General features: G+C 71.3%; 19 protein-coding genes. 10 read left to right on the top strand and 9 right to left on the bottom strand.

Annotated features, from left to right (window positions below; genetic code table 11):
• Positions 1-237: 237 nt before the first annotated feature.
• Both ACFY10_RS17305 and ACFY10_RS17300 read right to left on the bottom strand, forming a co-directional pair.
• Positions 238-1062: a purine-nucleoside phosphorylase gene (locus ACFY10_RS17305; RefSeq protein ID WP_390665962.1), complete on the bottom strand. Its 825-nt coding sequence runs from the start codon at positions 1060-1062 to the stop codon at positions 238-240.
• Positions 1063-1205: 143 nt separating this feature from the next.
• Positions 1206-1643: a gamma-glutamylcyclotransferase gene (locus ACFY10_RS17300; protein ID WP_390665961.1), complete on the bottom strand. Its 438-nt coding sequence runs from the start codon at positions 1641-1643 to the stop codon at positions 1206-1208.
• Between the two features lie 106 nt (positions 1644-1749).
• Between ACFY10_RS17300 and ACFY10_RS17295 the strand changes: the two genes are divergently transcribed.
• A complete protein-coding gene (locus ACFY10_RS17295) occupies positions 1750-3198 on the top strand; it encodes an NAD(P)H-quinone dehydrogenase (RefSeq protein WP_390665960.1) in 1449 nt (482 codons plus the stop codon).
• A 166-nt stretch (positions 3199-3364) separates the two neighbouring features.
• A complete protein-coding gene (locus ACFY10_RS17290; protein WP_390665959.1) occupies positions 3365-4315 on the top strand; it encodes a DeoR/GlpR family DNA-binding transcription regulator in 951 nt (316 codons plus the stop codon).
• A 101-nt stretch (positions 4316-4416) separates the two neighbouring features.
• Here the strand turns inward: ACFY10_RS17290 and ACFY10_RS17285 are convergent, their stop codons facing one another.
• Positions 4417-5037 carry a TetR/AcrR family transcriptional regulator gene (locus ACFY10_RS17285; RefSeq protein WP_390665958.1) on the bottom strand — a complete coding sequence of 207 codons (621 nt, stop codon included), beginning with the start codon at positions 5035-5037 and terminating at the stop codon, positions 4417-4419.
• A gap of 129 nt (positions 5038-5166) precedes the next feature.
• On the opposite strand from ACFY10_RS17285, the gene ACFY10_RS17280 reads away from it, so the two are divergent.
• Entirely contained in the window at positions 5167-6156 is a 990-nt protein-coding gene (locus ACFY10_RS17280; protein WP_390665957.1) for a helix-turn-helix transcriptional regulator, read from the top strand.
• A gap of 130 nt (positions 6157-6286) precedes the next feature.
• Entirely contained in the window at positions 6287-6991 is a 705-nt protein-coding gene (locus ACFY10_RS17275; RefSeq protein ID WP_390665956.1) for a hypothetical protein, read from the top strand.
• A 119-nt stretch (positions 6992-7110) separates the two neighbouring features.
• On the opposite strand, the gene ACFY10_RS17270 is transcribed toward ACFY10_RS17275, so the two are convergent.
• Positions 7111-8883: an acetyl/propionyl/methylcrotonyl-CoA carboxylase subunit alpha gene (locus tag ACFY10_RS17270; RefSeq protein ID WP_390665955.1), complete on the bottom strand. Its 1773-nt coding sequence runs from the start codon at positions 8881-8883 to the stop codon at positions 7111-7113.
• Between the two features lie 384 nt (positions 8884-9267).
• Between ACFY10_RS17270 and ACFY10_RS17265 the strand changes: the two genes are divergently transcribed.
• Positions 9268-9771: a hypothetical protein gene (locus ACFY10_RS17265; protein ID WP_390665954.1), complete on the top strand. Its 504-nt coding sequence runs from the start codon at positions 9268-9270 to the stop codon at positions 9769-9771.
• Here ACFY10_RS17265 and ACFY10_RS17260 read toward each other — a convergent pair.
• The 4 genes from ACFY10_RS17260 to ACFY10_RS17245 all read right to left on the bottom strand — a co-directional run bounded on the left by ACFY10_RS17260 (position 9740) and on the right by ACFY10_RS17245 (position 12494).
• Entirely contained in the window at positions 9740-10360 is a 621-nt protein-coding gene (locus tag ACFY10_RS17260) for a Maf family protein (RefSeq protein WP_390665953.1), read from the bottom strand. The two genes, ACFY10_RS17265 and ACFY10_RS17260, sit on opposite strands and share 32 nt — an antisense overlap.
• A 31-nt stretch (positions 10361-10391) precedes the next feature.
• Positions 10392-10520, bottom strand: coding sequence for a morphogenic membrane protein MmpB (gene mmpB, locus ACFY10_RS17255; RefSeq protein ID WP_390665952.1), 129 nt, complete (start codon positions 10518-10520; stop codon positions 10392-10394).
• Between the two features lie 163 nt (positions 10521-10683).
• The gene (locus ACFY10_RS17250) at positions 10684-10893 is read right to left on the bottom strand and encodes an acyl-CoA carboxylase epsilon subunit (RefSeq protein WP_030929882.1); all 210 of its coding nucleotides are present in this window, start codon (positions 10891-10893) and stop codon (positions 10684-10686) included.
• 8 nt (positions 10894-10901) lie between these two features.
• Positions 10902-12494: an acyl-CoA carboxylase subunit beta gene (locus tag ACFY10_RS17245; RefSeq protein ID WP_390665951.1), complete on the bottom strand. Its 1593-nt coding sequence runs from the start codon at positions 12492-12494 to the stop codon at positions 10902-10904.
• A gap of 111 nt (positions 12495-12605) precedes the next feature.
• On the opposite strand from ACFY10_RS17245, the gene ACFY10_RS17240 reads away from it, so the two are divergent.
• Positions 12606-13466 carry a biotin--[acetyl-CoA-carboxylase] ligase gene (locus tag ACFY10_RS17240; RefSeq protein WP_390665950.1) on the top strand — a complete coding sequence of 287 codons (861 nt, stop codon included), beginning with the start codon at positions 12606-12608 and terminating at the stop codon, positions 13464-13466.
• Positions 13467-13623: 157 nt separating this feature from the next.
• Positions 13624-14739 carry an adenylate/guanylate cyclase domain-containing protein gene (locus ACFY10_RS17235; protein WP_390665949.1) on the top strand — a complete coding sequence of 372 codons (1116 nt, stop codon included), beginning with the start codon at positions 13624-13626 and terminating at the stop codon, positions 14737-14739.
• Positions 14740-14848: 109 nt separating this feature from the next.
• Here ACFY10_RS17235 and ACFY10_RS17230 read toward each other — a convergent pair whose 3' ends face one another.
• Positions 14849-15415 carry a hypothetical protein gene (locus ACFY10_RS17230; protein ID WP_390665948.1) on the bottom strand — a complete coding sequence of 189 codons (567 nt, stop codon included), beginning with the start codon at positions 15413-15415 and terminating at the stop codon, positions 14849-14851.
• Positions 15416-15591: 176 nt separating this feature from the next.
• Between ACFY10_RS17230 and ACFY10_RS17225 the strand changes: the two genes are divergently transcribed.
• The 3 genes from ACFY10_RS17225 to hutH all read left to right on the top strand — a co-directional run bounded on the left by ACFY10_RS17225 (position 15592) and on the right by hutH (position 19439).
• A complete protein-coding gene (locus ACFY10_RS17225) occupies positions 15592-16401 on the top strand; it encodes an enoyl-CoA hydratase/isomerase family protein (protein WP_390665947.1) in 810 nt (269 codons plus the stop codon).
• Between the two features lie 169 nt (positions 16402-16570).
• Positions 16571-17719, top strand: coding sequence for a diguanylate cyclase domain-containing protein (locus ACFY10_RS17220; protein ID WP_390665946.1), 1149 nt, complete (start codon positions 16571-16573; stop codon positions 17717-17719).
• A 181-nt stretch (positions 17720-17900) separates the two neighbouring features.
• Positions 17901-19439: a histidine ammonia-lyase gene (hutH, locus tag ACFY10_RS17215; RefSeq protein WP_390666182.1), complete on the top strand. Its 1539-nt coding sequence runs from the start codon at positions 17901-17903 to the stop codon at positions 19437-19439.
• The last annotated feature ends 64 nt before the right edge of the window (positions 19440-19503 follow it).

The raw sequence follows: 19503 nt of genomic DNA, 5'->3' as shown, positions 1-19503 counted from the left end.
TCGGGCGGTTGATGTCTGGTGGGGCTGTGCTCGGCGGTGGACGCCCGCCGCTGCGGGCGGACACCCCCCGACACGTCCCCTTTCCGCCGTGGGCGACTGCAGCCACCCAAGGGGCGCGGGGCCCCGCCGCGGCAGCGGCTGATGTCACAGCCGATATGCGGCTCCGCCGCGTGGGCGCGACCAGCCACGACGGATCCGCAGTCGCATTACGACATTCCGCGGCACCCCCTACAGCGTTCAGAGCCGCCCGAGCACCTGTGCCAGCAGCGAGCCCATACGCGTCGCCGAGTCACGACCCGCCTGCAGAACCTCCTCGTGGTTCAACGGCTCGCCCGTCATGCCCGCGGCGAGGTTGGTGACGAGAGAAATACCCAGCACCTCCGCCCCCGCCTCACGCGCCGCGATGGCCTCCAGGACCGTCGACATGCCCACCAGGTCCGCCCCGATCACCCGGGCCATCCGGATCTCGGCCGGCGTCTCGTAGTGCGGGCCGGGGAACTGGGCGTAGACGCCCTCCTCCAGGCTGGGGTCGATCTCCTTGCACAGGGCGCGCAGCCGCGGGGAGTAGAGGTCCGTCAGGTCTACGAAGTTCGCGCCGACGATCGGCGACGTCGCCGTCAGGTTGATGTGGTCGCTGATCAGGACCGGCTGGCCGGGTCGCATGCCCTCGCGCAGGCCCCCGCAGCCGTTGGTGAGGACGATCGTCTTGCAGCCGGCGGCGACGGCGGTACGGACGCCGTGCGCGACGGCGGCGACCCCGCGGCCCTCGTAGTAGTGCGTACGGCCCAGGAAGACCAGGGCCCGCTTCTCGCCGATCTTGTACGAGCGGATCTTGCCGCCGTGCCCCTCCACCGCCGGCGGCGGGAAACCGGGCAGCTCGGTGACCTGGAACTCGGCGTCGGGTGCGCCGAGGGCGTCCACGGCCGGCGCCCAGCCGGAGCCCATCACGAGGGCGACGTCGTGGGTCTCGGCGCCGGTCAGTTCGCGCAGGCGCGCGGCGGCGGCGTCGGCGGCGGCGTGGGGGTCGCCCTGGATGTCGTCCGGAAGAAGAGATGCGTTCACGCGTCGAGAGTAGCCGCTCGAGGCCTACGCGCGTAGATGACAGAGCTCACGGGTTGGCGATCGTTGTCTTGTCGTTTCCAACGAAGGATGTGACACAACGGGACCTTTGTGGCCGCTGTGGTTCAACTGTGAACCTGCTGTGCTCAGCAGGGGCGCTTCCGCAGCTCCATCACGTAGTCGTGCGGCGCCCCCGCGGACTCGGCGGCATCGGCGATCTCGCCCAGATACCGCGCCGACGGCAGCCCGCCCTCGTAGCCGTCGAGGACGTACGTCCACGCCGACTCCTCGCCGTCCAGCGTGTGCACCCGCACCCGCATCCGGCGGTAGACGCCGAGGCCGACGCCCTCCCAGCGGTCCATGGACTCCTCGTCCGGCGGCGCGATGTCGTACAGCGCGACGAAGACCTGCGAGAACGGGTCCTCGACGATCGTCGCCAGGGCGCCCTCCCAGCCCATGTGCTCGCCCCCGAACGTCAGCCGCCAGCCGTTCAGCCAGCCCGTGGCGCGCATCGGCGAGTGCGGGGCGCGGCGGGTCATCAGCCGCGCGTCGAGGTTGCCGGCGTACGCGGCGTAGAGCGACATGCGTCGAGAGTACGGCAGCAGGCACACTCGCCCCTGACGTATCAAGGGCACCTTGCCAACCCATTGCCCCGCCCCCGGGCAGTAGCACCTTGAACGGTGCGGGACAATGGGGTACGTGACTCGGATCGTGATCATCGGTGGCGGACCCGGCGGCTATGAAGCGGCGCTGGTGGCCGCGCAGCTCGGCGCGGAGGTGACCGTCGTCGACTGCGACGGTCTGGGCGGGGCGTCGGTGCTGACCGACTGCGTACCGTCGAAGACCCTTATCGCTACGGCCGAGGTGATGACCACCTTCGACTCGTCGTACGAAGAGCTCGGCATCATCGTCGCCGACGACACCCCGCCGCTGGAGCAGGCGGCCCGGGTGGTGGGGGTTGATCTGGGGAAGGTCAATCGCCGTGTGAAGCGGCTCGCCCTTGCCCAGTCCCATGACATCACCGCCTCCGTCACCCGCGCCGGCGCCCGGGTCATGCGCGGCCGCGGCCGGCTGGAGGGCATGCAGGCCCTCGACGGCTCCCGCAAGGTGATCGTCTCCGCCGCCGACGGCACCGAGGAGACCCTCGTCGCCGACGCCGTGCTCATCGCGACCGGCGGCCACCCGCGCGAGGTGCCCGACGCCCAGCCCGACGGCGAGCGCATCCTCAACTGGACGCAGGTGTACGACCTGAACGAGCTTCCGGAGGAGCTCATCGTGGTCGGGTCGGGTGTGACCGGTGCCGAGTTCGCCGGTGCCTATCAGGCCCTCGGCTCCAAGGTCACTCTCGTGTCGTCCCGGGACCGCGTGCTGCCGGGTGAGGACCCGGACGCCGCCGCCGTCCTCGAGGACGTCTTCCGCCGCCGCGGCATGAACGTCATGGCCCGCTCCCGCGCCGCCGCCGCCAAGCGGGTCGGCGACCGGGTCGAGGTCACCCTCGCCGACGGCCGCGTCATCACCGGCACGCACTGCCTGATGGCGGTCGGCGCCATCCCCAACAGCGAGGGCATGGGCCTGGAGGAAGCCGGCGTCAAGCTGCGCGAGTCCGGGCACATCTGGACCGACAAGGTCTCGCGGACGACCGCCCCCGGCGTGTACGCCGCCGGTGACGTGACGGGTGTCTTCGCCCTCGCCTCGGTGGCCGCCATGCAGGGACGTATCGCCATGTACCACTTCCTCGGCGACGCGGTGGCCCCGCTGAATCTGAAGACCGTCTCGTCCAATGTCTTCACCGACCCCGAGATCGCCACCGTCGGCTACACGCAGGCCGACGTCGACGCGGGCAAGATCGACGCCCGCGTGGTCAAACTGCCCCTGCTGCGCAACCCGCGCGCCAAGATGCAGGGCATCCGCGACGGCTTCGTGAAGCTCTTCTGCCGCCCGGGTACGGGCATCGTCGTCGGCGGTGTGGTCGTGTCCCCGCGCGCATCGGAACTGATCCATCCGATCTCGATCGCCGTCGACAACAATCTGACGGTCGAACAGATCGCGAACGCGTTCACCGTGTATCCCTCCCTTTCGGGGTCGATCGCGGAGGTCGCCCGGCAGCTCCACACGCGCAAGACCGGCAGCGAAGTCTGACGGCCGAAACCGACTCCCCGCTGGTCACAGGGAGTTGTCGAGCATGCGTACGGCATAGGCGGGGCGGGTAGGCCCTATACCACTTCCCGCCCTCCTGTGCGAACAACTTCTGCTATTCGGCGCAAACAGCTGAAAGCAGACGGTCGTTGGGGTTACTGTCAGTTTCGTGTTCGCTGCAGAACGTCGCCAATTGATCCTCGAAATGGTGCGAGCGAACGGGGCCGTGTCGCTCCGTGAACTCGCCCGCGTCGTCCAGACCTCCGAAGTGACCGTACGGCGGGACGTGCGCGCACTGGAGGCAGAAGGACTCCTCGACCGCCGGCACGGCGGTGCGGTACTGCCGGGCGGGTTCACGCGGGAGTCCGGCTTTCCGCAGAAGTCACATCTCGCGACCGCCGAGAAGACGGCCATCGCCGACCTCGCCGCCAACTTCGTGGAAGAGGGCGAGGCCATCGTGGTCGGGGCGGGTACCACCACCCAGGAGCTGGCCCGCCGGCTCGCCCGGGTGCCCGGGCTGACCGTCGTCACCAACTCCCTGTTGGTCGCCCAGGCGTTGGCCCATGCCAACCGGGTCGAAGTCGTGATGACCGGTGGCACCTTGCGTGGTTCCAACTACGCGCTGGTGGGCAGTGGGGCCGAGCAGTCCCTGCAGGGGTTGCGCGTCTCGCGCGCCTTCCTCTCCGGGAGCGGGCTCACCGCCGAGCGCGGGCTGTCCACGTCCAACATGCTGTCGGCGTCCGTCGACCGGGCGCTCGTGCAGGCGGCTGCGGAAGTCGTCGTCCTTGCCGATCACACCAAGCTCGGCACGGACACGATGTTCCAGACCGTGCCCACGGATGTGATCACCCGTCTCGTGACGGACGAGCCGCCGCCCCATGACGACCGTGCGGGCACCGAGTTGCAGGCTCTTGCCGATCAGGGTGTGCAGATCGCCGTGGCCGGGGCGGCGGGGAATTCGGGCGGTGATTCCGTCCCCCCGCGCCAGGCGCGCCGGGACGTGGCCCTGCCGGGGCCGCGGCGCGGGCAGCAGGCCTCCGGCCTTCGGGCGGCGGCGGTGCTTGATTCCTCCGGGGGGGAGCGGGAGCGGGCTCGGGTTGCGGATTTGCGGCGGCGTTAGGTTTTTGGTGCCTATTCGCCGTAAGGGTTCTTGTGGTTGTGCGGGTGCGGGCTGTGTGTGGCTTGTCGCGCAGTTCCCCGCGCCCCTTGGGCCCGCTGCCCCTAGGCGGCTTTCAAGCCCCGTAGCGTGAGTGTCAGCAATCGGTCCGCCAGTTTGGGGTCTCCCGGCGACTCCTCCGCTGCCAGTGCAATCGCGTGGGTCAGTTGCAAGAGGTCGCCGATCGCCACATCGGGGCGGACTGTGCCGGCCTCTTGGGCCCGTGCCAGGAGTGCGGCGCCCGCTTCCCGAATCGGTCCGCTGCAGCTGGCCAGTGCCGAGGTGTCGTCGGATGTGACGGACATGAGGGCCAGGGCCAGGCCCCGGTACTCGCCCGCGTGTGTGACGATCTCGCGCAGCCACGTCACCAGTGCCGTGCACGTCTCCGGTGCCCCGAGCAGTTCGTGCGAGCGGTCCAGGAGGTCGTTCACTGCTTCCTCGAAGACTGCGCTCAACAGGGCGTGGCGGTTGGGGAAGTGGCGGTACAGGGTGCCGATGCCGACGCCCGCGCGTCGGGCCACGTCCTCCAGGGACGCGTCCGTGCCATGCGTGGCGAAGGCGGCGCGGGCCTCGGTGAGCAGCCGTTCGTAGTTGCGGCGGGCGTCGGCACGCATGACGCGCGGGGGCGCCGGCGTCACCTCTGTGCCGCCGTTCGCCGCAGTCCCCGCAGACGTCGTGCCCACCATGCCTCCCACCTGCCCTCTCGTGCGCCCCCGTCTGCCTCCAGCATGCCATCGAGGATGCGCGAGCGGGCCTCCCCGGCCGCCCGCAGGCCGTACCTTCGTTTCAGGCGAGAGCAGCGCCGGGGGATTGCCATGGACATCAGCGGTGCGGACGCGCGTCAGGTGTTGACGCTCGTACAGGGTCTTGAAGAGTCCGACTCCGTCGAGGAGTTGCATGAGCGGGCACTGCCCGAACTGCTGGGGCTCATCGGTGCCGATGCGGCCCAGTGCTACCGGCTCTCCGTCGACGGGGTGGGGCTGTTCTCGCTGTCGCTGCCGCAGGAGTCCTTCCACGAGGATCCGATGGTCATCTTCGACCATCCCCTCGACCATCCGCTCACCGAGATCATGCTGGAGACCCCGACCTCGGAGGCCTGGCGGGTGAGCGACGTCGCCGGGGACCGGCAGTGGCAGCGGACGCACTGCTACAACCTGGACTTCCGGCCCTTCGGGATGCGCCGGCACCTGGTGGCATCGGTCGGCTCGGACACGGGTGTGGTCGAGGGATACGCCCTGATGCGCTCGGGGCAGGACTTCACCGAGCACGAGCGTGATCTGCTCGGCTTCACCAACCTCCAACTCGGCTTCGTGGAACGGGCGTTGCGCGAGCGTGAGCAACTGCGCGTGCTGGCCGCCGTGGCCCTGGAGCTGGCCGGTGGCGACGGGCGCGGCGTCGCCTCCCTCGACGGGAGCGGTCGTCCGCAGGCGCTCAACGCGGTCGCCGCCGCGCTGCTGGCCGTCGTACGGGACGATCCGCGGCTGGGTCGGGCCGAGTCGTTCACCGCGCGGGACATCGAGGTGCGGTACGTGCCTCCGGGCGGACCCGGACTGCCCGCCCTGCTCCTGCTCCGCGACCTCGCCCGGCGGCGCGCGATCGCCCGCCGGTTCGGGGTCACCGAGCAGGAGCACCGCACGCTGCTCCACCTCCACGACGGGCGTACGGCGACCGAGGCGGCCCGGCGGATGGGGCTGTCGCCGGTCACCGTGCGGGGCTATATCGCCTCCCTGCACCGCAAGTTGGAGGCGGGGCACACGGCGGCGCTGCTGCGCCGTGGGCTGGATCTGGGGCTGATCGGCGACTGATACGCCGGCGACGTACGGCTGATGCGATATGTCGCGATCCGTGAGAATTGACGGATGGTGGTCGGCCGCGCCCCGCCGCTTCACTTGCCTGAGGCGCTCCGCTCGGGGGCGGCCGCCAAGGGGGACTTCGATGACCACCACACCGTCACGCACGCCCACGGTCGCCGACGGCACGGCCGCCGGGACCGGCACTGCTCGCCTGCTCGCCGGGATCGCGGCCCCGCTGGGGCTGGTGCTGTTCGCCCTGGCGACCCTTGTCGTCCCGTACAGCACCAGCGGCTCCAGCAAGGAGATCGCCGCGGACATCGCGACGCACCAGGGAATCACTGAACTGTCCGTGTGGCTGTGGACGGTCGGCACCGTGATGTTCCTGCCGGGGCTGGTCGGCATCGGTCTGCTGGCCGCCGCCCGCTCCGCCAGGCTGGGGCTGTGGGGCTCGGTGCTCTTCGGCACGGGTCTGCTTGCGATCACGGCGACGCCGTCGCTCGACACCGTGGCGCTCGGCGCGTTCGACAAGGGCGTGAGCCAGGACACGATGGTGAAGGTCGCGGACGGCACCAACGCGCTCGCCGTGGTGAACGCACCGCTCTTCTACTTCATCGCCGCCCATGTCGTCGGCGCGATCCTGCTCGGCGTCGCCCTGCTGCGCGGCCGGGTGATCCCGGCCTGGGCCGCCTGGCTGCTGATCGTGTCCATGCCGCTCAACGTCGTCGGGTACGCGGGCGGCCTGCGGCCCCTGACCGTCGTGTCCTTCCTGATGCCGGCCGTCGCCTTCGGCTACGCGGGGCTCGCCCTCGCCCGCCGCGGCACCGGCTGGGCACGCGTCACCGCTTGAGACCACCGAATCGGGGGACGGGGGAAATCGGGGGAACGGGGGAAAACGAGGCGCCCGGCGGACTGACTGCTCCAGTCCGCCGGGCGCCTCGGGATGTCGTACAGGACGACCCTGCTGCGTCAGTCCTTGATCTCGCAGATCGCGGCGCCGGAGCTGATGGACGCGCCGACCTCCGCGCCCAGGCCCTTGATGGTGCCGGACTTGTGGGCGTTGAGCGGCTGTTCCATCTTCATCGCCTCGAGTACGACGACCAGGTCGCCCTCCTTGACCTCCTGGCCCTCCTCGACGGCGACCTTGACGATCGTGCCCTGCATCGGCGAGGCGAGGGTGTCGCCCGAGGCGACCGGGCCGGACTTCTTGGCGGCGCGGCGCTTGGGCTTGGCGCCGGCGGCGAGGCCGGTGCGGGCCAGGGACATGCCCAGCGAGGACGGCAGGGAGACCTCGAGGCGCTTGCCGCCGACCTCGACGACGATCGTCTCGCGGTCCGAGTCCTCCTCGGCCTCGGCTTCGGCCGGGGCGGCGAAGGCGGGGATCTCGTTGACGAACTCGGTCTCGATCCAGCGGGTGTGGACCGTGAACGGCTCGGCGGAGCCGGTCAGTTCGGGGGCGAAGGCCGGGTCCTTGACCACCGCGCGGTGGAACGGGATCGCCGTGGCCATGCCCTCGACCTGGAACTCCTCCAGGGCGCGGGCCGCCCGCTGCAGGGCCTGCGCGCGGGTGGCGCCGGTGACGATCAGCTTGGCGAGCAGGGAGTCCCAGGCCGGGCCGATCACGCTGCCGGACTCGACGCCCGCGTCCAGGCGGACGCCCGGGCCGGACGGCGGGGCGAACGCGGTGACCGTGCCGGGCGCGGGCAGGAAGTTGCGGCCCGGGTCCTCGCCGTTGATGCGGAACTCGAAGGAGTGGCCGCGCAGTTCGGGGTCGCCGTAGCCGAGTTCCTCGCCGTCGGCGATGCGGAACATCTCGCGCACCAGGTCGATACCGGCGACCTCCTCGGTGACCGGGTGCTCGACCTGGAGACGGGTGTTGACCTCGAGGAAGGAGATCGTGCCGTCGAGGCCGACGAGGAACTCCACGGTGCCGGCGCCGACGTAGCCGGCCTCCTTGAGGATGGCCTTGGAGGAGGAGTACAGCTCCTCGACCTGCGCGTCCGAAAGGAACGGCGCCGGGGCCTCCTCGACCAGCTTCTGGTGGCGGCGCTGCAGCGAGCAGTCACGGGTGGAGACCACGACCACGTTGCCGTGCTGGTCGGCCAGGCACTGGGTCTCCACGTGCCGCGGCTTGTCCAGGTAGCGCTCGACGAAGCACTCGCCGCGGCCGAAGGCGGCCACCGCCTCGCGGACCGCGGACTCGTAGAGCTCGGGCACCTCTTCGAGGGTGCGGGCGACCTTCAGGCCGCGGCCGCCACCGCCGAAGGCCGCCTTGATGGCGATCGGCAGGCCGTGCTCCTCGGCGAAGGCGACGACCTCCTCGGCGCCGGACACCGGGTCGGGCGTGCCCGCGACCAGCGGCGCGCCGGCCCGCTGGGCGATGTGCCGGGCGGCGACCTTGTCGCCCAGGTCGCGGATGGCCTGCGGCGGCGGGCCGATCCAGATCAGGCCCGCGTCCAGGACGGCCTGCGCGAAGTCGGCGTTCTCGGAGAGGAAGCCGTATCCGGGGTGGATGGCGTCCGCGCCGGACTCGTTCGCCGCGTTCAGCACTTTCTGGATGTCCAGGTAACTGGTCGCCGGGGTGTCACCGCCCAGGGCGAACGCCTCGTCCGCGGCGCGGACATGCAGAGCGTCGCGGTCCGGGTCCGCGTAGACGGCCACGCTCGCGATCCCGGCGTCCCGACAGGCCCGGGCCACGCGGACAGCGATTTCGCCACGGTTGGCGATGAGCACCTTGCGCACGATTGAGGCTCCCTCCTTGAAACAAGCCGAGTTTAGGGACTGGCTACACGGCACTACGACCCGTCCCCGGTGGTGAGCTTGCCCACACGGAGCGTGATGCGAGGCTTGCTCGACCCGCGAAATCCCTTGTCGCACCTCGGTACGCAGGACTCCTCCCGGAAACCCTAGCTCTCTCATGTGGTCAAGGTCTCTGTGAGAGCGTGCTGCGGGCCACTCGGTTTCTTTGTGGAGTCCCTACGAATGGCCCAACGAATCTTTGCCACCACCTGAACCCTTGTCCCGGGGTTTACCCGTTAGTAGCGTTCGCGATGTCTCGTACGTACTTGAGGTAACAACAGCCTTGGCCGACCCGCTCGGGCGGCAGTCGAAAGTGGGTGGGGACCGGTGGTACGCAGACCGGTGGCGTGGGTCGTGGCGGTCGTGCTCTTCGTGGAGGCGTTCGGCATCGCGGCGCTGAACTGGTTCCTGGGGATCGTCGTCGACCGGCAGGACATGTCCCTGGCCGGCCTCGACCCCGACATGATGTCGGCGTCCTCGAAGATCGGCGGTGTCGTCTTCGGCCTCTACTTCGCGCTGTGCGGCCTGGTCGCGCTCCTCGTGGCGATCCGCAACCGCCCGCCGGCCGGCTTCGGGCGCATCCTGCTGATCAGTGCCGCGGTCGTGCACGGGCTGCTGGGGGCGTTCGTGTGGGGGCTGGTGGGCTGGACCGCGTTCCTGTTCATGGTGGTCGTGCTCGCCCTCATCGTGCTGCTGCTGATGACGTACGACAGCCCGGCCGAACCCGCCGACGCGGTCCCCCCGGCGGCACCCGGGCCCGAGAACGGCGACGGCAGCAAGGACGAAGGGGGCTCCCCCGTCACTTCTCCGCCGGCGCCCACAACTCCGTGATGCCGACGCCCAGCTGGGCGAGCAGCCGGCGAACCAGGGGCAGGCTGATGCCGATCACGTTGCCGTGGTCGCCGTCGATGCCCTCGATGAACGGCGCGCTGCGGCCGTCGAGCGTGAACGCCCCTGCGACATGGAGGGGTTCGCCCGAGGCGACGTAGGCGGCGATCTCCTCGTCGGTGGGGTCGCCGAAGCGGACGACGGTGGAGGCGGTGCCGGACGCGTACCGCTTGTTCGCCGTGTCCCAGACGCAGTGCCCCGTCTGCAGAATGCCCGCCCGGCCGCGCATCGACTTCCAGCGGGCCGTCGCCTCCTCGGCGTCCGCGGGCTTGCCCAGGGCCTCGCCGTCCAGCTCCAGCACGGAGTCGCAGCCGATCACCAGGGCGTCGTGTGCGTCCGGCCTGGCGGCGACGACGGAGGCCTTGGCCTCGGCGAGAGCGAGCGCGAGTTCGGCCGGTGTGGGTGCGGTTACGGCGTCCTCGTCGACGCCGCTCACGACGACCTCGGGTTCCAGTCCGGCCTGGCGCAGGAGGTTCAGTCGGGCGGGGGACTGGGAGGCGAGGATGAGGCGGCGGCGGGGCGCGTCTGTCATGGGGCCAGGGTATCGGCGTGCCCGCCGCCGTTCACTTCAGGCCGATCACGATCATCGCGAGCACCATGGCCAGTGCCATGAGAACGCCCAGGCGGCGCAACATGTCCTGCATGTCGCGGAGTTCCTTGGGGGGCTCGTTCTCAGGGTCGGACCAGAGCATGCCACTAGCGTGGGGCTGGGCCGGGGACGGGCGCCTGAGTACGCGTACTCAAGTTTTTGGCCCGCAGACGTAGTCGTTCGTCTGCGGGCCGGTGGGGGCTGGTCGCGCCCACGCGGCGGAGCCGCATATCGAGTACAGCCCCGCGCCCCTGAAAAGCCGTGGCTTACCCCGGCCAGTACGTGCGGGTCCATGCTGTCGGACCCGGTTGCGGCAAGCGGTGGCTTGCGATGCGGGCCGGGTCGGACCATGAGTCCCTGTCTCGTGCCGCGCCCGGCGGGATCGATGCCTCCGCCGCGGCGCGGGCCCTGACCACCGCCAGGGCGGCGGCCAGCTCCTCCGGGGTCGGGTTGCCCCGTACGACCTTGATCGTCACAACGACTCCTAGAGGGGGATGTTGCCGTGCTTCTTCGGGGGCAGGGATTCCCGCTTGGTGCGGAGCTGACGCAGGCCGCGTACCACGTGCCGGCGGGTGTCGGACGGCATGATCACCGAGTCGATGTAGCCGCGCTCGGCCGCGATGTAGGGGTTGAGGAGGGCGTCCTCGTACTCCTGGATCAGGCGGGCGCGGGTCGCCTCCACGTCGCCGGCGGCCTCCGCCTCCGCGATGGTGCGGCGGTGCAGGATGTTGACCGCGCCCTGGGCGCCCATGACGGCGATCTGGGCGGTCGGCCAGGCGAGGTTGATGTCCGCGCCGAGGTGCTTGGAGCCCATGACGTCGTAGGCGCCGCCGAAGGCCTTGCGGGTGATCACCGTGATCAGCGGGACCGTCGCCTCGGCGTAGGCGTAGATCAGCTTGGCGCCGCGGCGGATGATGCCCGTGTGCTCCTGGTCGACGCCGGGCAGGAAGCCCGGCACGTCGACGAAGGTGATGACCGGGATGTTGAAGGCGTCGCAGGTGCGCACGAAGCGCGCGGCCTTCTCTGAGGCGTCGATGTCGAGGCAGCCCGCGAACTGCATCGGCTGGTTGGCGACGATGCCGACCGGGTGGCCCTCCACCCGCCCGAAGCCGGTGAGGATGTTCGGGGCGAACAGCGCCTGCGTCTCGAAGAACTCGGCGTCGTCGAGCACATGCTCAATCACCGTGTGCATGTCGTACGGCTGGTTCGCGCTGTCCGGCACGATCGTGTCCAGCTCGAGGTCCTCGGCGGTGATCGCCAGGTCCGCCTCCTCGGGGAAGACGGGGGCCTCGGAGAGGTTGTTGGACGGCAGGTACGACAGCAGCTGCTTGACGTACTCGATGGCGTCCTTCTCGTCGCCGGCCATGTGATGGGCCACGCCGGAGGCGGAGTTGTGGGTGCGGGCGCCGCCCAGCTCCTCGAAGCCGACGTCCTCGCCGGTGACCGTCTTGATGACGTCCGGCCCGGTGATGAACATGTGCGAGGTCTGGTCGACCATCACCGTGAAGTCGGTGATCGCGGGGGAGTAGACCGCGCCGCCCGCGCACGGGCCGACAACCAGCGAGATCTGGGGGATCACACCGCTCGCGTGCGTGTTGCGGCGGAAGATCTCGCCGTACGCGCCGAGGGAGGCCACCCCCTCCTGGATGCGGGCGCCGCCCGAGTCGTTGATGCCGATGACCGGACAGCCGGTCTTCAGCGCGAAGTCCATGACCTTGACGATCTTCTGGCCGTAGACCTCGCCCAGGGCGCCGCCGAAGACCGTGAAGTCCTGGGAGAAGACGGCGACGGGCCGTCCGTCGACGGTGCCGTAACCGGTCACCACGCCGTCCCCGTACGGACGGTTCTTCTCCAGCCCGAAGTTCGTCGACCGGTGCCGGGCGAACTCGTCCAGCTCGACGAAGGAGCCCTCGTCCAGGAGGAGGTCGATGCGCTCACGGGCCGTCAACTTGCCCTTGGCGTGCTGTTTTTCGACGGCGCGTGCGGAGCCGGCGTGCGTCGCTTCCTCGATACGACGCTGGAGATCCGCGAGCTTGCCCGCGGTGGTGTGGATATCGATCTCTTCCGGCTCGGACATCGGGATCGCGGCTCCCTGCCTGCTCAAAAGGGGGGACGGTTACTCATCCGTAGAGTAGTGGTGGCGCTACGAATCAGCAGTGCGGCGTTTCACACACCTAGGGTGGCTTGCATGACGCCGCGAGATGCTTCAGACGACAGCCGTTGGTCCGACTTGGACCGGCCTCCGCTCAATGCCGCCGCGCTGCGGCGCGGGCTCGTGCAGGAGGGCGGGCTGTGGCGCGAGGTGGAGGTGGTGCAGAGCACCGGCTCCACCAACTCCGACCTGGTCGCCCTGGCCGGGGCGGGCAAGGCGGGCGAGGGTTCGGTCCTGGTCGCGGAGGAGCAGACCGCGGGGCGGGGCCGCCTGGACCGCCAGTGGACCGCACCGGCCCGCTCGGGCCTCTTCTTCTCCGTGCTGCTGAAGCCGGCCGAGGTGCCGGTCGCCCGCTGGGGCTGGCTGCCGCTGCTCACCGGGGTCGCCGTGGCGACGGGGCTGTCCCGCTCCGCGGGCGTGGACACGGCACTCAAGTGGCCCAACGACCTGCTCGTTTCCATCGGCGGCGAGGAACGCAAGGCCGGCGGCATCCTCGCCGAGCGGGCCGGGGACGACGGAGTGGTCGTCGGGGTCGGCATCAACGTCACGCTGCGTGAGAACGAGCTGCCGGTGCCGGGGGCCGGGTCGCTGGCGCTGGCGGGAGCAGTGAGCACGGACCGCGATCCCCTGCTCAGGGCGATGCTGCGCTCCCTGGAGGAGTGGTACGGGCGCTGGCGGGACGCCGGGGGCGATCCGGCGGCCAGCGGCTTGCAGGAGACGTACGCGGCGGGCTGCGCGACGCTGGGACGGACGGTGCGGGCCGAGCTGCCGGGCGACCGGTCGATCACCGGCGAGGCCGTGGCGGTCGACGGGGACGGAAGGCTGGTGATCGCTACGAAGGACGGCGTACAGGAGCCGGTGGGCGCGGGAGACATCGTTCACTTGCGGCCGGCGTGAGTACATCCAGCCCGTCGTGGGGGTCCCCCCGCTCGAGCGAAGCCGAGAAGCACCGGTGCCGGGTGCCTCACCCACGTCGGGAGTGAGGTAGGGCACACCTGCCGTACAGTTGAGGCCGGTCGATACCTGACCGTGGCAGATCGGAAGGGCAGCAGGCGTGACCGTCGACGACACGGGCTCCGGCACGGGCGCGGACGGCCGGGTGGACCCCCACGCCGCCGATCCCGTCGAGGACCCCCTCGCCCTGCGTCTGGAGCATCTGATCCTCGGCGCCGAGCGGCGCTACACCCCCTTCCAGGCGGCCCGCAGCGCAGGCGTCTCCGTGGAGCTGGCCACCCGCTTCTGGCGGGCCATGGGCTTCGCCGACATCGGCCAGGCCAAGGCGCTCACCGAGGCCGACGTACTCGCGCTGCGCCGCCTGTCCGGCCTTGTCGAGGCGGGGCTGCTGAGCGAGGCGATGGCGGTGCAGGTGGCCCGGTCCACCGGGCAGACCACGGCCCGGCTGGCCGAGTGGCAGATCGACTCCTTCCTGGAGGGCCTCACCGAGCCCCCGGAACCCGGGATGACGCGCACCGAGGTGACGTACCCGATCGTCGAACTGCTCCTGCCCGAGCTGGAGGAGTTCCTCGTCTACGTCTGGCGGCGCCAGCTCGCCGCCTCGGCCGGCCGGGTCGTACAGGCCGCCGACGACGAGGAGATGGTCGACCGGCGCCTTGCCGTCGGCTTCGCGGACCTGGTCGGCTTCACCCGTCTCACCCGCCGCATGGAGGAGGAGGAACTCGGCGAGCTCGTCGAGGCCTTCGAGACGACCTGCGCGGATCTGGTCGCCGCGCACGGCGGGCGGCTCGTCAAGACGCTGGGCGACGAGGTGCTGTACGCGGCGGACGACTGCGGAGTCGCCGCCGAGATCGCGCTGCGCCTCATAGAGACGATGGCGAACGACGAGACGATGCCCGAACTGCGCGTCGGCATCGCCTTCGGCACGGTGACCACTCGTATGGGCGACGTCTTCGGGACGACGGTGAACCTCGCCTCCCGGCTGACGTCGATAGCTCCGCGCGACGCCGTCCTCGTCGACGCCGACTTCGCCCAGGAGCTCATCCGCACCGGGGAGGCACCGGCCTCCGAGGCCGAGGCGGCCGAAGCCGCCGCCGCGGCGGAGAAGGAGGGCGAGGAGCCCCCGACGTACCGCTTCGCGCTCCAGCCGATGTGGCAGCGACCGGTGCGCGGGCTCGGCGTGGTCGAGCCGTGGCTGCTTACGCGGCGGGGCTGAGCGCCCCGCCGGGATATTTCTTTGATCGTCTGCGGCACCATCGTGGCTGGTCGCGCCCACGCGGCGTAGCCGCAAATTGATACAGCCCCGCGCCCCTTTGGGGCGCTCCTCAGCGGCTGGCGAGCGAGCCCACGCACAGGCCGATCGCTGGTACGCACAGACCGGGCTCGTCCGTCGCGCCCCGCTGAGAGGCGGGTGGGGGTGTGTTCCTGCCGGGTGTCGGAGTCGGCCGTGGGGCGGGGGCCGTCGTCGAGGGCGGCTGCTCAGTGGCCGCCGGGGTGTTCGGCGCGACCGGGATGGTCGTGGTGCTGGAGTCGGTCACAAGGCCCGGTGACGTGGTCGCGGTCTGCAGGGGTACGAGGTTCGAAGGCGCCGTCGGCGTTACGCTCACCGCGCCCATCGCGGAGGTCGCCGACGGGCTCACCCGTGGTACGGCCTCGACGGCGGCGACGGCCTGGTCCGACCGGTCGGCCCCCGTACCGGCACCGGCAGCCGGATCCTGCCGGGGATCCGCCTCCGCGGTCCCGACCCCGCTGCTCCCCGGATCGGGTGCCATCCGTACGAGGCTCAGCGCACCGGCGGCCAGCGCCAGCCCGCCGACGGCGAACAGCAGCTTGCGCGGCCGGGGCCTGCGGTGCCGGCCCCGCCTCACCGATGTCTCCTCCGCCACCGTCATCACGACCCCTCCCCGTTGCGCTCACGCCCCCTGTGCGCCGTGGCGGACGCACGGTATGCGCTCCCGTGGGCGGTCGGGCGGGAGTTGGGCGGGATGTCACCCGAACGGGGACAACGGCAGGAAACCCTGCGATGATCGGGCCGAAGGTTGTTAACCCGCGTTAACCGGAGGGTGTCATGGGCGAGGAGCGGTTCGGGGAGTTCGTGGTGGTGCGGCGGCACGGCGACGGGGACGTCGGCCATGTCGCGGAGCTCGCCCTCGACCGGCCCAAGGCCATGAACGCCGTCTCGACCGAGATGGCCCGGTCGATCGCCGGGGCGTGCGCGGCACTCGGCGCGGACCGTGACGTACGGGTGGTCGTGGTGACGTCCACACACGAGCGGGCGTTCTGCGTCGGGGCGGACCTCAAGGAGCGGAACTCCTTCACCGACGCCGATCTGGTCCGGCAGCGGCCGGTCGCGCGGGGCGCCTACACCGGGGTACTGGAGCTGCCGGTGCCGACGATCGCGGCGGTGCACGGGTTCGCCCTGGGCGGGGGCTTCGAGCTGGCGCTGTCGTGCGACCTGATCGTGGCCGACCGCACGGCCGTGGTGGGGCTGCCGGAGGTGTCCGTGGGCGTCATTCCCGGCGGTGGCGGTACGCAGCTGCTGCCGCGGCGGGTGGGGGCGGCACGGGCGGCCGAGCTCATCTTCACCGCGCGGCGTCTGCAGGCCGCGGAGGCACGGGAGTTGGGGCTCGTGGACGAGCTGGTGGAGGAGGGCCGGGACCGGGAGGCGGCACTGGACCTGGCCGCACGCATCGCGGCGAACTCGCCGGTCGGCCTGCGGGCCGCAAAGCGTGCGTTGCGACTGGGGCACGGGCTCGACCTGCGGGCCGGTCTGGAGGTCGAGGATGCGGCATGGCGGTCGGTGGCCTTCTCGGGGGACCGGGCGGAGGGGGTGGCGGCGTTCAACGAGAAGCGTCGGCCGAACTGGCCGGGTGAGTGAAATCAGCTCGTCGTGGGGGTCCCCCCGCTCGAGCGAAGCCGAGAGTGGGGGAGTTTGAGGACGAGGCCGTTGAGGCCGACACGGGGGGCTGGGGGCAGAGCCCCAGGGCCGGTCACCCCACCGCCGTATCAATAGAACGAATCAGCCGAAACCTCCCTAACCTGGAGTAATGGGTGAGGACAAGCGGCTCGCAGCCGTGGTCGCGCTGGCGCAGGGCATGGCCGCAGCCCACGGCTCGCGTGAGGCGTGGCGCGCGGCGGCGGCCGGGGCGTGCCGGGCACTGGGCGGGAGCTTCGCCGCGTTGTCGGTGTGGGAGCGGGAGCTCGGCCGGCTGCGGGTCCTCGCGAACGTGGGGGAGCGGGCCGAGGGGGAGGAGGAGTTCCCGGAGGACGAGTCGTACCCCGTGCACCAGTTCCCCGAGATCACCGAGTTCCTGCACGAGCGGTGGGCCGGCGGCGGCGAGCCCGACGCATGGGTCGAGACGGCGCACGGGCCCGCGGCGGGCGGCCGCCCCGGTTACGTCCACCAGCGCGTCGCCGCCCTGCGCCGCCGGGGCCGCGGCTGCTGCGTCGTCGCCCCGATCGTGCTGAACGGACGCGCGTGGGGGGAGCTCTACGTCGCCCGTCCCGCCGGTGCACCCGTCTTCGACCGGGCGGACGCCGACTTCGCCACCGTTCTGGCCGCCGTCGTCGCCGCCGGGATCGCCCAGGCCGAGCGGCTGGAGGAGGCCAGACGGCTCGCCTACACCGACGCCCTCACCGGCCTCGCCAACCGCCGTGCCGTCGATGTGAAGCTGGACGAGGCCGTCGAGCGGCACCGCGAGGACGGCACGGTCGTCAGCCTCGTCGTCTGCGACCTCAACGGACTCAAGCGCGTCAACGACACCCAGGGGCACGCCGTCGGCGACCGCCTCCTCGAGCGCTTCGGCTCCGTCCTCTCCCTGTGCGGCGCGATGCTCCCCGGCACGCTCGCCGCCCGGCTCGGCGGTGACGAGTTCTGTCTGCTCTCCGTCGGCCCGTCCGCCGACGAGGCCGTCAAGGCGGCCGACGAACTCTGCCGCCGCGCCGCCGAGTTGGAGCTCGGCGACGGGGTCGCCTGCGGGGTCGCTTCCACTGAGGATCCCATCGGGCCCGTCCGGTCCGCCCGGCGGCTGTTCAGGCTGGCGGACGCCGCCCAGTACCGAGCGAAGGCGCTCCGCGCGGGGAGGCCCGTCGTGGCCGGGCGGGAGGGGCCCGACGACCCGGTCATGCGGCTGGCCGACGCCCCTTCGCTGCAGGGTCCTGCGGAGCGGCGGCGGTTCCGGGGGCGGTCCGGCTGACGTACTGGGGGCTGCCGCCCCCAGGCCCCCGCTTCGGCCTGAACGGCCTCGTCCTCAAACGCCGGACGGGCTGAAATATGCCGACCGGCGCTGTAAGGGCGGCGACCGGTGGTGTAAGGGGCGTACTTGCGACCCGGTAGTGACATCTTCGTCTTCACTGCGTACGCTCCTGAATATGGATATGCACACTGTGGTGGTGGGGACGTCCGGGGTGTCCGCGTCCGACGTTCTCGCCGTGGCGCGCGGCGGCGCCCGGGTCGAGCTCTCCGCGGAGGCGGTGGCGGCGCTCGCCGCGGCCCGCGAGATCGTGGACGCGCTGGCGGCCAAGCCCGAGCCCGTCTACGGCGTCAGCACCGGCTTCGGCGCCCTGGCGACCCGGCACATCAGCCAGGAGCTGCGCGCTCAGCTGCAGCGCAACATCGTCCGCTCGCACGCCGCCGGCCTCGGGCCGCGGGTGGAGCGGGAAGTCGTACGGGCCCTGATGTTCCTGCGGCTCAAGACCGTCTGCTCGGGGCACACGGGCGTCCGCCCCGAGGTCGCGCAGACCATGGCCGACGTGCTCAACGCCGGCATCACCCCGGTCGTCCACGAGTACGGCTCCCTCGGCTGCTCCGGCGACCTCGCGCCCCTGTCCCACTGCGCCCTCACGCTCATGGGTGAGGGGGAGGCGGAAGGGCCGGACGGGACCGTCCGCCCCGCCGGTGAGCTGCTCGCCGAGCACGGGATCGCCCCCGTCGAGCTGCGCGAGAAGGAGGGCCTCGCCCTCCTCAACGGCACCGACGGCATGCTCGGCATGCTGGTCATGGCGCTCGCCGACCTGGACGCCCTCTACAAGTCGGCCGACATCACCGCCGCCCTGTCCATGGAGGCGCTCCTCGGGACGGACAAGGTCCTCGCCCCCGAGCTGCACGCCATCCGCCCGCACCCCGGGCAGGGCGCCTCCGCCGCCAACATGCTTGCCGTGCTGAAGGGTTCGGAGCTCACCGGGCACCACCAGGACGACGCGCCGCGCGTCCAGGACGCCTACTCCGTGCGCTGCGCCCCGCAGGTCGCCGGTGCCGGACGGGACACCATGGCGCATGCGCGGTTGGTGGCCGAGCGCGAGCTGGCGTCGGCCGTGGACAACCCGGTCGTACTGCCCGACGGGCGCGTCGAGTCCAACGGCAACTTCCACGGCGCCCCGGTGGCGTACGTCCTGGACTTCCTCGCCATTGCCGCCGCCGACCTGGCCTCGATCGCCGAGCGGCGCACCGACCGGCTGCTCGACAAGAACCGCAGCCACGGCCTGCCGCCGTTCCTGGCCGACGACCCCGGTGTCGACTCCGGGCTCATGATCGCCCAGTACACGCAGGCCGCGCTGGTGAGCGAGATGAAGAGGCTGGCCGTACCGGCGTCCGCGGACTCGATCCCCTCCTCCGCCATGCAGGAGGACCACGTCTCCATGGGCTGGTCCGCCGCCCGCAAGCTGCGCACCGCCGTCGACAACCTCACGCGCGTGGTCGCCATCGAGCTGTACGCCGCCACCCGTGCGATCGAACTGCGCGAGGGCCTGGCCCCGGCGCCCGCCTCGCAGGCGGCCATTGCGGCCGTACGGGCGGCGGGAGTCGAAGGTCCTGGTCCGGACCGGTTCCTCGCGCCCGACCTCGCCGCCGCGGACGCGTTCGTGCGCGACGGGCGTCTGGTGGCCGCGGTGGAGCGTGTGACGGGACCGCTCGCCTGACCGCTCTTGTGTGTACGAGGGCCGTCGCCGATCTCCCCCCTTGGGCGGCGGCCCTCTCCCACGT

This window comes from Streptomyces sp. NPDC001401 (genome assembly GCF_042895385.1).
GTDB lineage: Bacteria > Actinomycetota > Actinomycetes > Streptomycetales > Streptomycetaceae > Streptomyces.
Note: the sequence above shows the minus strand (reverse complement) of the source record. Positions and strands in the feature narration are given on the sequence as shown.